The sequence below is a fragment of the Rhizobium sp. CAU 1783 genome, assembly GCF_054551725.1.
The window spans coordinates 58,012-70,486 of record NZ_JBTOLM010000007.1 but is presented as its reverse complement, the minus strand read 5'-3'; the positions used below and the strand labels follow the sequence as shown (position 1 = coordinate 70,486).

The following is a 12,475-nucleotide window of genomic DNA, read 5'->3' as shown; positions in this document are numbered from 1 at the left end:
GATCGGTGCCCGACGGGGCGCCATGCACCCCGTCGGACCTGTCGAATGTCGCTTACTTGGACTGCCAGGCGTACCAGCGCTCGCCGATCTCGTCGCGATGCTCAGCCCAGTAGGCCATGTCGGCATTGATCTGCGATGCGGTCTGCTGGTCGGGCAGCGTCTTGGCAACGGCCGGATCCATCAGGGCCGGCGACTTGGTGTTCGTCGGCGCATAGCCGGTGCCGGCCGCCATTTCCGCCTGGGCTTCGGGCGAGGTCGCATAGGCGATGAACTTCATCGCTGCTTCCTTGTTCTTGGTGCCCTTCGGAACGACGAGCGCGTCGGCCGCCGTGATGTTCTGTTCCCAGGAGGTTTCGACATTGACGCCGGTCGCGGCGAGTGCCGTCAGGCGACCGTTCCAGAAGGAGCCGAACGGGGCCTCTGCCGAGGCGAGAAGCTGCTGCGACTGGGCGCCGCCGGTCCACCAGATGATGTCGGCCTTGATCGAGTCGAGCTTCTTGAAGGCGCGGTCGAGGTCGAGCGGATAGAGCTTGTCGGCGGTAACGCCGTCGGCAAGGAGTGCTGCCTCGATCACACCGGGCGCCGACCACTTGTAGAAGGCTCGCTTGCCGGGGAAAGCCTTGGTGTCGAACAGGTCGGCCCAGGTCTTCGGGCAGGAGGCGGCCGCGTCCTTGTTGCAGCCGACGACGAAGGAGTAATAGAAGCTGCCGACCGAGTAGTCGGTCACGAAGCGGGGGTCGAGCGTGCTCTTGTCGATGATCGAGAAGTCGAGCTTTTCGAGGAGGCCCTGCTTGCCGGCCTGGATGGCATAGTCGCCTTCGGCATCGACGACGTCCCAGGTGACGCCGTTGGCCTCTACCATGGCCTTGATCTTGCCGTAGTCGGTCGGGCCGTCCTGCAGGACGTTGATGCCTTCCTTGGCGGTGAACTTGTCCGCCCAGGCGGATTTCTGCACGTCCTGCGTCGTGCCGCCCCAGCTGGTGAATACCATGTCGGCGGCGAAGCTCTGGCCGGATACGCCCAGCAGTAGGGCGAAAGATGCGATGATCGTCTTGCTTTTCATGTTCCCTTATCCTTGTCTTTGCGCTGTTCGTGACTGCGTGTTCAGGGTCTTGGCCGCCGGTCTGCTTCTTGTGGTCGTTCCGGCCGCAACCTTCTGTCTTTGTTCTTGAGGTCAGCTTTTCCCTTCTTCAAAGAAGGGGGCCGGCTTCATGATCTTGTTTTCCGCCACCTCGATCAGGTCGCGGATCTTCGGCAGGAAGGCCTGCCACTCAGGGTCGGCGGCGAGACGCGTGCGCCGCGCCTCGCGGTCATCGAGGCTGTCGAAGGCCCAGATGTGAACGATTTCGTTGATCGGGCCGATCTCCGAGAAGAAGTAGCCGACCAACCGGCCGAGATGCTTTTTCTGGATGGCGATGCCTTCCTCGCCGACGACCTTCAGGTAGCCGGGGATCGAACCGTTCTTAAGGCGATAGGTGCGGATCTCGTAGAACATCGGGTCACCGCATCACGAAGGGGTCTGGGAACGGATCGTCCGACGTTTTCAGCCAGATTGTTTTGGTACGGGTGTAGTCGAGTACGGCCGCCATGCCGCCTTCGCGGCCGTGGCCCGACAGGCCATAGCCACCGAACGGGGCGATCGGAGAGACGGCGCGGTAGGTGTTGATCCACACGACGCCGGCGTGGATCGCACGCGTCAGTCGATGCGCACGGCCGAGATTCTGGGTGAAGACGCCTGCCGCCAGCCCGTAGCGCGTGTCGTTGGCAAGCGAGACCGCCTCGGCCTCGGTGTCGAAGGACACGACCGAGAGAACCGGCCCGAAGAACTCGTTGACCAGCGAGGGAGAGGCGATGCCGTCGCAGTCGAGGATTGTCGGCGGATAGAAGTTGCCGGGGCCGGTCGGGCGCTTGCCTCCCGTCAGGAGTATTGCGCCCGCAGACACAGAAGACTGCACGAGGCTGTCGACATGGTCCTGCTGGCGCCTTGTCGCGAGCGGCCCGACCTCGGTCGACATGTCGAGCGGCGAGCCGATGCGGATCGCCTCGGCCTTGGCCTTCAGGCGGACGAGGAATTCGCCCTTGATGCTACGCTCAACGATCAGTCGCGACCCTGCGACACAGGACTGGCCAGTCGCCGCGAAGATGCCGGCAACCTGGGCATTGACCGCGCTCTCGATGTCGGCGTCGGCAAAGACGACGAAAGGCGACTTGCCGCCGAGTTCGAGGGAGGTCGAAGCGAGGTTTTCGGCCGAGTTGCGCACGACATGGCGGGCAGCTTCCGGGCCGCCGGTAAAGGCGACATGGGCAATGCCGGGGTGCCGCGTGAGCGCCGCCCCGCAGGCCGGTCCGAAACCTGTGATGACATTGACGACGCCTGCCGGAAAACCGGCCTCGTGCACGAGACGGGCGAATTCGAGCAGCGGTGCGGGGCCGTCCTCGGACGCCTTGACCACCATGGTGCAGCCTGCGGCCAGCGCCGGGCCGATCTTGACCGCCGAGAGGAAGAGCTGGCTGTTCCACGGCACCACCATGGCAACGACGCCGACGGGTTCGCGCCGCAGCCAGACCTCCATGTCGGGCTTGTCGATCGGCAGGTGTGAGCCTTCGATCTTGTCGGCGATGCCTGCGTAGTAACGGTAGTAGTCCGCGACATAGGCGATCTGCGAGGAGGTTTCGCGGATGATCTTGCCGGTATCCCGCGTCTCGAGCTCGGCAAGCTTCGGCGCATTGGCCGCAATCAGGTCCGCCAACTTGTAGAGCAGCTTGCCCCGCTGGGTGGCCGTCATCTTCGCCCAGGGGCCGTCCTGCAGTGCCCGCGTTGCTGCCGTCACGGCACGGTCGACATCGGCCTCGCGCGCCTCCGGCATGTCGGCCCATGTGGTTCCCGTCGCGGGATCGAGGCTCTCGAACCGCGCTTCACCGTCTTCGAATTGTCCGTCGATATAGAGCTGGAAGCGCTGCATGGGTTCTACTCCGCGAAGGCCGGCATGACGTCCCGGATGAAGCGTTCGAGCGAGGCCTTTTTGCGCTCGAAGCTCATGCCGGTGTCGATCCAGAAGGAGTACTCATCATAGCCGAGCGCCTCGTAGTGCTTCAGGCGGGCGATGACATCGTCGGCGGTGCCGATCGGCAGGTTCTTGTGCATTGTCTCGGGCGAGAGGTTGGCGTTCGCCGCCATCTCTTCTTCCGTCAGTCGCTGGATCAGTCCCTGCCGGATCGGCTTCTCGTTCTTGAACCAGGCGAAGAAGTAATTGTAGTAAACGCTCAGCTCCTTCGTCGCCTGCGCGACGTCGTCACCGTCCGAGCCGACATAGGTGTGGAGCAGCAGCATGATCTTCGGCCGCGCGACGTCGGGCGCCTTGTCGCAGGCGGCGTTGAACCGGCCCATCAGGCTCTCGATCTCCGGGTCGCCGTTCCAGAGCGGCGTGACCTGCACGTTGCAGCCGTTGGCGACAGCGAACTCGTGGGAGTTCGGGTCGCGGGCCGCCACCCACATCGGGATCGGAGCCTGGAGCGGTTTCGGGGCCGAGGTCGTCGCCGGGAATTTCCAGAACTCGCCGTCGTGGGCATAGTCACCTTCCCAGACGCCCTTCACCGCGGGGATCAGTTCGCGCATGCGCTGGCCGGCTCCCCAGGCGTCGAGACCGGGCAGGAGGCGCTCGTATTCGAAGCTGTAGGCGCCACGGGCGATGCCGAGATCAAGACGGCCGTCGGTGATGATGTCCGTCATCGCGGCTTCGCCGGCGAGCTTGATCGGATGCCAGAAGGGCGCGATCACCGTGCCGGTTCCGAGGCGCACGTTTTTAGTGCGGCGGGCGAGGTCGGCGATCGTCACGAAGGGGTTGGGCGCGATGGTGAAATCCATCCCGTGGTGCTCGCCGGTCCAGATCGCGTGCATGCCGCCCTTGTCGGCAATCTCGCAGAGCTGAACGAATTCCTCGTAGAGGCTCTTGTGGTTCTGGCTCGCGTCGAGCCGCTCCATATGGACGAAAAGCGAGAACTTCATGTTATGCCTTCCTGGCGATTGAATGAACGCGGCCCGCGGTCTCGTTGCCGAAATAGACACCGAAATTGCCGATCGAGCTTTCCATGGCGAAGCGGTTCAGGATGTCGGCCGTGGCCGAGCCGGAGAGGCTGGTCCTCGCCAGCTGGTCGAGACTGACGAAGGTTCCCTCCTTCGGATCCCCCTCGCCGGCAAAGGCGCGGTAGACGATGTGCTGGCGGCCATCGCTCAGCCCCTCGTAGACCGAATAGAGGAAGCCGATCGTGATTGGCAGGCCGGTCAGCTGTTCCAGATGGGATTTCAGCGCCTCAAGTGGTTCACCGTCATCGAAGTCGCAGCCCGGAAGCGATTTCGCGTCTTCGCCCACAAGGAGGATCTCGCCGGCCCGCTCTACCACGGCGCCCAGGTGCAGGTGGCCTTCGCTGGCCACGGAGACAGCCTTTGCCGCCAGCGTCGGCGTGAAGTAACCGCCGCGCACATAGCCGAGACCGTTGCGTCCGCTGTTGTCGAAGGCTTCGACGCGTCCGAGGAGAATGACGTGGTCGCCGGCCTCGATCACCTGGTCCAGACTACAGTCGAACCAGGCCGCGACATCGGCAAGCACCGGCGATCCGTAAGGGCCATGGCTCCATTCCACAGTGGCGAAACGGTCCTCGACCGGGCGGGCGAAGGTATTGGATGCGTCCTTCTGGCCATCCGACAGGATGTTGACGGCAAAACCCTTCGCCTTCGTCATCGCGTCGAAGTTCCGGGAGGTCTTTGCCAGGCAGATCAGCAGCAGCGGCGGATCGAGCGACACCGAGCTGAAGGAGTTTGCGGTGAAACCGAGTGGCTGGCCGTCGGGACCGACGGCGGTGACGATGGTTACGCCGGTCGCGAAGGCGCCAAAGGCATCGCGAAGGCTTCGTGGGTCAAATGCGGTCGCGGTCATGCTGGGACCTCCGGCAGTTCGAGCCATTCGAGAAGAAGACGGTTGACCTCCTCCGGGGCGGTCAGGTTCACCATGTGGCGGTGGCCGTGGATGATGCGGGCGTAGCCGTTCGGGGCCATGTCGGCCATCGCCTTGGCCATGGCCGGCGTTGAATTGGGATCGTCCGATCCGGTGAGGAAAAGGGCGGGGCAGGTGGCCTCGCTCCAGCGGTCGGCATAGGTTTCGTCGCCACCGGCGAAGGCACCATAGGCGGTGGCATAGCCTTCGACATCCATCAGCCCCAACCATTGGCGGGTCAGTTCGCGGGCGACGAGGCTTGCCTCGTCCTCGGAAAACCAGCGGGTGACCGGGCCAGCGATGTCGATGCCCGTCGTCGGGATCGAGGCTGCACGGGCGAGGACGGCCGCCTTTGCCGCCGCATCGCGCCGATGAACCCCGTTGAGCAGTGCGACGCGGCGAATGCGCTCGGGAAAAGTGGCGACCGCACCGCCCGAGATGAGGGCGCCCATGGAGTGGCCGGCGAGGTTTACCCGCTCGAGCGCCAGGGCGTCGAGGACGGTCGCGAGCCAGGCGACGAAAGCTGTCAGGTCGCTGCCGGTCGGCAAGGGCCTGCTCTCGCCGTGTCCGGGCATGTCCACGGCTATGACGCGATGGCTTTCGCTCAGCACCGCGATCTGCGGCGCCCAGGCGTCGAGCCTCATGCCGACGCCGTGGATCAGAACGAGCGGTTCCCCCCGGCCGGCCTCGTAATAGGCCGCGCCGTTCGATGCGCTCATGCGCCGGAACGATGGCGGCGCCAGACTTGCGAGGGGAGCGTCGAGGGTGGCCATCGTCTCTGTCTCGCTCAGACGCCGGCCGGATTCTTGACGTCCTGACCCAGGTCCTTGAGATCCTGGTAGCGGTCGCCGATCCGGTGATGGGGACGTCCACCGACTGAAGCGCCGAGGCCGATGACGATTTCGTCGGCGGCGGGGGCGTCCGGGATGGACGTCTGTATGGTCAGGTAGTGGGAGCGGCGGCCTTCGTCGTTCTTGTCCATCAGCGGAATCATGATCGCCGTATTGGCCGGGCCGCGGGTGTTGCAGAAGGCGAGGTAGGACTTCGCGCCGACGGCGGTGCGATAGTGATTGCCGAAGCGCAGCGTGTGGATGAGCGCCGAGGCGTGTTCGATCTCGCCGTCAAGGCCGACGACGGCCGTCTTGCCATAGGCTTCGACCGCATCACCCGAGCCGACCGCGTCCAGGATCATGCCCGTCAGCAGTTCTCCCAGGATCGGTGCTGCTGCGTGGACTTCCGGCTTCAGGTCCTCGACGAAGCCGCGACCCGCCCACGGATTCTTCACGACGGCAAAGGCCGAATAGAGCTTGAGGGGTTTCGGCGCCTGCTTGCCGCCCTCTATGAGCGTGGTTTCGATCTGCAGAAGTGTCTTGCGTATCTGAAGGGTCATGGTCGTGTCTCAATCCTTGAATGATATTATGGTATACCATCATATAAGTGAGTCAAGCAGCTTGTCGGAAGGGAATGTTTTTTTCTCTTTGAGAATAATTTGGACGCAAAAAAACGCCCTGGCGACTTGATCGCGAGGGGGCAAATTGCTCAGCGGCGACGTCGCGGCATGGCCCGCGACGTCAATTCCTATGTGTCAGTTGCCCGCAGGCTCCTGCTGTCGCAACACGACGGAAGCGATCGATGCGGCGCGCTGGACGTGTTCGGCGGCCGCGCGTTCGGCGGCCGGACCGTCGCCAGTGCGGATCGCGTCAACAATCTTCTGCATCTGCGCCGGACCCTCGACCGAGCGGCGTTCGGTTTTGATCGTCATGGATCGCAGGTGGTTGATCCGCACCATCATCAGCTTGACCACGCCCCAGGCGACATGCCGGTCGATGCTGGTGAACAATGTCTCGTAGAACTGCGTCGTCCGGGCCAGGACCTCTGCCATGTCGTTGACATCGTAGGCTTGGCGGATGCCGGCCAGGGCCTCCTCCAGTCTTGCGACGACCGAAGGGTCGGCTTTCTCGGCGCACAGCCGCGCCGCCATTCCTTCGAGTGCCGCGCGGATCTCGTAGATCTGCCGGGCTTCATCGAGTTCCAGCCGGGCCACCATCGGTCCCTTATTGTTGACCGGATTGGCGACAAGCCCTTCGGATTCGAGATGGCGCAAGACCTCGCGAACGATGGTTCGGCTGACGCCGAGCTGCGTGCACAGGTCGCGCTCCACCAGCCGGTCGCCCGGCTTGAAGTGGCCGCTGAAGATGGCATCGCGCACCTTTTCGAGCGCCAGCTCCCGGAGGGTTTTGGAGGGGCGTTCGACGCGAATGGCGCCTTCGGCCGAGGAATTGGTCATCAGGATATCCGCATTGCCGCGAAGGGAAAATCAGCTTGGTATTATGGTCTACCAAAAACCTGACGACGGCAAGCCTCTCCCTGAAGAACCGCGTGGATGAATGCAAGTTTCTCGCTGTCGCGCGTTATCTCGGGACGGCGCAGGTGCCTGACCGTCAGGTGAATTCCGCGCTCATGACCTTCAACTCATGCCACAGGCTTTCGGCAAAACCGCGCAGAACAAGCAGCTCGAAGGTGTCCTCGCCGGTTCGGGCAAGGTTGACGCCGATATGGCCGATGAGCGTCATCGCCGCCTGGCCTATGGGGAACATGTCCGGGTGGAGATCGACGCCGGTGCCCTTCGCCAGCACCTGCCTGACGGCCGGCCCGCTCAGGCGGATCCGGCTTCTGCCGCAGGTCTGGTCAACGACATAGGCCTTGTCGGCGAGGCTGCGCGCTATCCCGTCGATATCGGCTGCCGTGTCCGAGACCAGAAACCATTGCCCGGGGCCAGCGGGCCGCAGGCTCATCGCGCCGTCAGACGCGAGCGCGTTCCTTGCCTCGCCCTCGCCGAAGACGCCGGGCTTGCCGAGCAGCTGCAGGACCGAGCCGTCAGGCATGTGTTCGAAGGTCAACGAAGCGTATTGAGACGGTGCGTCGGCCGCGATCGCCGGTCTGCGGATCAGGGTAAAATCAGACATGGTGGCGTCAGGCATGAAGCTTCTCGTTTTCAGGATCGAAGAAGACCGGGCTGGTCAGCCGAGCGGGCGTGAATTCGTTGCGCAGGCCGTTCCAGACCATGACCTCTTCGCCGTGGCGGGAGGCGCCGCCCTTGACCAGAGCGAGACCGATCGTCGAGCCGAGATGCGGTGAGAAACAGCTCGAGGTGACGTAGCCCTGGTCGTTTTCGAGCGTTGCTGCGGCATTGCTTGCGAGCACATGCGAGCCGGTCTTGAAGGACGTCCTTTCATCTAGCGGCACCACGCCGACCAGTTGAGGCCTTGCCGGATCGGTCAGGCCCTCGCGGGCGAGCATGTGCTTTCCGACGAAGTCCGGCTTTGCCGCCGATACCATCTTGCCGAAGCCGAGATCGGCCGGCACCACGGTGCCGTTGATCTCGTTGTGCGTGACGTGCCCCTTTTCGATGCGAAGCACCGCCAGGGCCTCGATTCCGTAGGCGCAGATGCCATGGTCCTTGCCCGCAGCCATCAGGGCGTCGGCGACACTTTCGCCGAAGTCGGCCGGCACCGCCAGTTCATAGGCGAGTTCGCCGGAGAAGGAGATGCGGAACAGGCGGCCTTTGAGGCGGCCGCCGAAAAGGGAGACTTCCCTTGCCGACAGGGCGGGGAAGGCATCGTTGGAAACATCCTCGTCGACGATCGTCTGCAGGATGGCGCGGGACTTCGGTCCGGCAAGCGCCATCTGTGCCCACTGGTCGGTCACGGAGGCGAGCCGTACGTCGAGTTCCGGCCAGAGCGCCTGCGCACAGAATTCCAGGTGGTTCATGACGCCGGCCGCATAGGCAGTGGTGGTGGTCATGAAGTAGCGGTCTTCGCCGAGCCGGCTGGTCGTGCCATCGTCGTAGATGAAGCCGTCCTCGCGCAGCATCAGGCCGTAGCGGGCCCTGCCGACGGGCAGTTTGAGGAAGGCGTTGGTGTAGACGCGGTTGAGGAATTCGGCGGCGTCAGGCCCGCAGACCTCGATTTTTCCGAGCATCGAGACGTCGCAGAGCCCGGCATTCTTTCGAACGTTCAACACCTCGCGGTCGACGCTCTCACGCCAGCCGCTTTCACCGGCACGCGGAAACCAGGCGGAGCGGTACCAGAGGCCGGTCTCGACGAAGGTGGCGCCATTCTTTGCCGCCCAGTCGTGGAGCGGCGACTTGCGGACCGGCTGGAAGTCCTTGCCGTGGGAGGTGCCGGCCAGGGCGCCGAAGGAGACCGGGGTGTAGAACGGGCGGAAGGTCGTCGTTCCGACCTCGGCGGGCGAGATCCGCCGCGCCTCGGCGAGCAGGCCGATCGCGTTGACGTTGGAGAGCTTGCCCTGATCCGTCGCCATGCCGTTCGTGGTGTAACGCTTGGCGAGTTCGACGTGGCCATAGCCCTCCTGGACTGCGAGGCCCAGATCCTTCAGGTGCACGTCGTTCTGGTAGTCGACGAAGGCCTTGGTCTTGATGCCGGGGATCGACCAGAGCGGCTTGGCGGGTGCCGGAGCGATGTCGTTTTCGATTGTCGGTCGGTCGATGGCGACCGTGCGCAAGCCCAGGTCCGAAAGGGCCGCGTTGGCTGCATCAAGCCCGGAGGCAAAGGCGGCGCTCAGCCAGAAAACACCGGCCGCCGAGCCCGCGAGCGCAAGGTCTTTCAGACCTTCGGGCGCGAGGAAGGCCGAGTGGGCATTCGACCATTGCGGCTTGCCGCCGCGATGGCAGGCGAGATGGATGATCGGGCTGAAACCGCCGGACATGGCGAGGCTGTCGATGTCCAGCTTTTCCTTATGGCCTTCGCGCCAGAGGTCGAGAGACTTCACGGACTTGCCGCCCTCGACGTCCGACACGAAGCCGCCGCGCACGAGGCGCGCCTTGCCGGAATAGGAGAGGCTAGCGTCACGACGGCTGTCAATCAGGGCGACAACCTCGACCCCGGCCGCCTCCAGATCGGCAGCCAGTGCGTAGCCGCTGTCGTTGGTGGTGAAAACCGCGGTCCTGTTGCCCGGTGCGACACCGTATCTGTTGAGATAGCTGCGCATGGCGCCCGCCATCATCACGCCGGGGATGTCGTTGCCGCCGAACACCAGCGGCCGTTCCTCTGCACCTGTCGCGAGGATCGCCTTCCTGGTAGCGATGCGCCAGAGCCGCTCGACCGGGCGGTTCGAGGCAGGGGTCGCGACGTGCTTCTGCACCCGCTCCAGCGCGCCGAACACATTGCCGTCATACCAGCCGAAAGCCGTCGTGCGCGGAAGGCGCTGGACGTTCGGAAGGCCTTCAAGCTCTCCGATCAGTGTCCGGGCATAGGCGGAAGCCGGGTTTCCGTCGAACAGTGCTCCGTCCGTCAGCAGGTAGCCGCCGAGCTCGGCATTTTCGTCCACCAGGATGACGCGCGCGCCGGCACGACCTGCGGCAAGGGCCGCGGCAAGGCCGGTCAGACCTGCGCCCACGACCAGCACATCGCAATGCGCCCAGCATTTCTCGTAGACGTCCGGATCTGCTTCGTAGGTCGCCCTGCCGAGACCGGCCGCCTTGCGGATGACCGGTTCATAGAGCTTTTCCCAAAGAGCGCCGGGCCACATGAAAGTCTTGTAGTAGAAGCCTGCCGACAGGAAGGGAGAGACAAGGCCGTTGATCGCGCCGACGTCGTGCTCCAGCGAGGGCCAGCGGTTCTGGCTTCTGGCTTCCAGCCCGTCATAGAGTTCCTGCATGGTGGCGCGGGTGTTCGGTTCGGTCCGACCGCCGCGACCGATGGTCATCAATGCGTTCGGCTCTGCTGCGCCCGCGGTCAGGATGCCGCGCGGCCGGTGATACTTGAAGCTTCGTCCGACGAGCTGCTGGCCGTTCGCAAGCAGCGCCGAGGCGAGCGTGTCGCCCTCATAGCCCTGCATCGGCTTGCCGTCGAAGGTGAAGGAGATGGGGCGGGACCGGTCGATCAGTCCCCCTTTGGCGAGGCGGCGGGACGTCATGCTTTCACCTTCGTCTTGTCGGCGGCGTCACGGCTGCCGTGGATTTCGTGCGTGGCGGTGTCGCGGGAAACGACCAGCCAGCGGCGGCAGCCGGAGGTGTGGTGCCAGTATTCCTCATAGGCACCGCGCGGATTGTCGCGCAGGTAGACGTAGTCGTACCAGGCGTCCTCGCCGGCATCGGGAGCCGGTCGGGTGACGGCGGCACCCTTGACGGTGAATTCTTCCTTGGGTCGGAGCCCGCAATGGGGGCAGGGAATGCGGCTGGCCATGTCGTGTTGCTTCCGGAGAAATCAGTGAAGGTTCGGCTGGGCGCCCTGGCCCTTTTCGTCGATCAGGTTTCCGCGGCGGAACCGGTCGAGGCGGAAGGCGCGCGCCGTCTCGTGTGGTTCGTCGCGGGCGATCAGGTGGGCAAAACAGTAGCCGGAGGCCGGCGTGGCCTTGAAGCCGCCGTAGCACCAGCCGGAGTTCAGGTAGAGGTTGTCGAGATGGACCTTGTCGATGATCGGCGAGCCGTCCATGCTCATGTCCATGATGCCGCCCCACGACCTGAGGACGCGAATGCGCGACAAGGCCGGGATCATCGCCTTGCCGGCTTCCGCGACATGCTCGACTGTCGCGAGATTGCCGCGCTGGGCATAGGAGTTGTAGCCGTCGATGTCGCCGCCGAAGACGAGGCCGCCCTTGTCGGACTGCGAGACATAGAAATGTCCGGCGCCGAACGTGACGACGCAGTCGATGAAGGGTTTCAGGCCCTCCGAAACGAAGGCCTGCAGGACATGGCTCTCGATCGGAAGCTTGAGGTCGACCATTTCGGCGACCCGCGAGGAATTGCCGGCGGCGGCCAATGCAAGCTTGGCGCAGCCGATGAAGCCGCGTGTCGTCTCCACGCCGACAGCCTTGCCGTTTTCCCGGCGGATCCCGGTCACTTCGCAGTTCTGGATGATGTCCACGCCATGGGTGTCGGCGCCGCGGGCATAACCCCAGGCGACGGCGTCATGACGGACCGTGCCGCCGCGACGCTGCAGCAGGCCGCCCTGGATCGGGAAACGCGCATTCTTATAGTCGAGGAATGGCAGCTTCGCCTTGACGGCCTCGCGATCGAGCAATTCGGCGTCCACGCCATGCAGCCGCATGGCGTTACCGCGGCGGGTATAGGCATCGCGCTGGGCGTCGGAGTGATAGAGGTTCAGAACGCCGCGCTGGGAGACCATGGCGTTGAAGTTGAAATCCTGCTCCAGGCCCTCCCAGAGCTTCATCGACAGTTCGTAGAAGGGATTGTTGCCGGGCAACAGGTAGTTCGAGCGGATGATCGTCGTGTTGCGGCCGACATTGCCGGAGCCGATATAGCCCTTCTCGACGACGGCGATGTTCCTGACACCGAAGACCTTCGACAGGTAGTAGGCGGTCGACAGGCCGTGACCGCCGCCACCGACGATCACCACGTCATAATGCGGCTTCGGATCCGGCTGGCGCCAGTGGGCCGCCCAGTTCCTGTTGCCGCGAAGGCCGTTGAGAAAGATCGATAGGGCGGAGTAACGCATCAGGGC

At 64.3% G+C, this 12,475-nt stretch carries 12 protein-coding genes; all 12 read right to left on the bottom strand.

What is annotated here, in order from left to right:
* Window positions 1-52: 52 nt before the first annotated feature.
* Complete coding sequence (locus tag ACX93L_RS20830; protein ID WP_459406622.1) at window positions 53-1,063, bottom strand: ABC transporter substrate-binding protein; 1,011 nt, start codon at window positions 1,061-1,063, stop codon at window positions 53-55.
* A 111-nt stretch (window positions 1,064-1,174) separates the two neighbouring features.
* Entirely contained in the window at window positions 1,175-1,495 is a 321-nt protein-coding gene (locus tag ACX93L_RS20825; RefSeq protein WP_459406621.1) for an NIPSNAP family protein, read from the bottom strand.
* A 4-nt stretch (window positions 1,496-1,499) separates the two neighbouring features.
* Entirely contained in the window at window positions 1,500-2,963 is a 1,464-nt protein-coding gene (locus ACX93L_RS20820; RefSeq protein ID WP_459406620.1) for an aldehyde dehydrogenase, read from the bottom strand.
* Window positions 2,964-2,968: 5 nt separating this feature from the next.
* On the bottom strand, window positions 2,969-4,006 hold the full coding sequence (locus ACX93L_RS20815; protein WP_459406619.1) for an LLM class flavin-dependent oxidoreductase: 1,038 nt from the start codon (window positions 4,004-4,006) through the stop codon (window positions 2,969-2,971).
* A gap of 1 nt (window position 4,007) precedes the next feature.
* Window positions 4,008-4,934: a flavin reductase gene (locus ACX93L_RS20810; protein WP_459406618.1), complete on the bottom strand. Its 927-nt coding sequence runs from the start codon at window positions 4,932-4,934 to the stop codon at window positions 4,008-4,010.
* A complete protein-coding gene (locus tag ACX93L_RS20805; RefSeq protein WP_459406617.1) occupies window positions 4,931-5,764 on the bottom strand; it encodes an alpha/beta fold hydrolase in 834 nt (277 codons plus the stop codon). The genes ACX93L_RS20810 and ACX93L_RS20805 overlap by 4 nt, the downstream gene beginning before the upstream one ends.
* A gap of 14 nt (window positions 5,765-5,778) precedes the next feature.
* Window positions 5,779-6,381, bottom strand: a complete 603-nt coding sequence (locus ACX93L_RS20800) for an amino acid synthesis family protein (RefSeq protein WP_459406616.1) — start codon at window positions 6,379-6,381, stop codon at window positions 5,779-5,781.
* A 195-nt stretch (window positions 6,382-6,576) separates the two neighbouring features.
* Window positions 6,577-7,278 carry a GntR family transcriptional regulator gene (locus ACX93L_RS20795; protein WP_459406615.1) on the bottom strand — a complete coding sequence of 234 codons (702 nt, stop codon included), beginning with the start codon at window positions 7,276-7,278 and terminating at the stop codon, window positions 6,577-6,579.
* A 154-nt stretch (window positions 7,279-7,432) separates the two neighbouring features.
* Complete coding sequence (locus ACX93L_RS20790; RefSeq protein ID WP_459406614.1) at window positions 7,433-7,972, bottom strand: sarcosine oxidase subunit gamma; 540 nt, start codon at window positions 7,970-7,972, stop codon at window positions 7,433-7,435.
* On the bottom strand, window positions 7,965-10,928 hold the full coding sequence (locus tag ACX93L_RS20785; RefSeq protein ID WP_459406613.1) for a sarcosine oxidase subunit alpha: 2,964 nt from the start codon (window positions 10,926-10,928) through the stop codon (window positions 7,965-7,967). Before ACX93L_RS20785 ends, ACX93L_RS20790 begins: the two co-directional genes overlap by 8 nt.
* Window positions 10,925-11,197, bottom strand: coding sequence for a sarcosine oxidase subunit delta (locus ACX93L_RS20780; protein ID WP_459406612.1), 273 nt, complete (start codon window positions 11,195-11,197; stop codon window positions 10,925-10,927). The genes ACX93L_RS20785 and ACX93L_RS20780 overlap by 4 nt, the downstream gene beginning before the upstream one ends.
* A 21-nt stretch (window positions 11,198-11,218) precedes the next feature.
* Window positions 11,219-12,469, bottom strand: coding sequence for a sarcosine oxidase subunit beta family protein (locus ACX93L_RS20775; RefSeq protein ID WP_459406611.1), 1,251 nt, complete (start codon window positions 12,467-12,469; stop codon window positions 11,219-11,221).
* Between the last annotated feature and the right edge of the window lie 6 nt (window positions 12,470-12,475).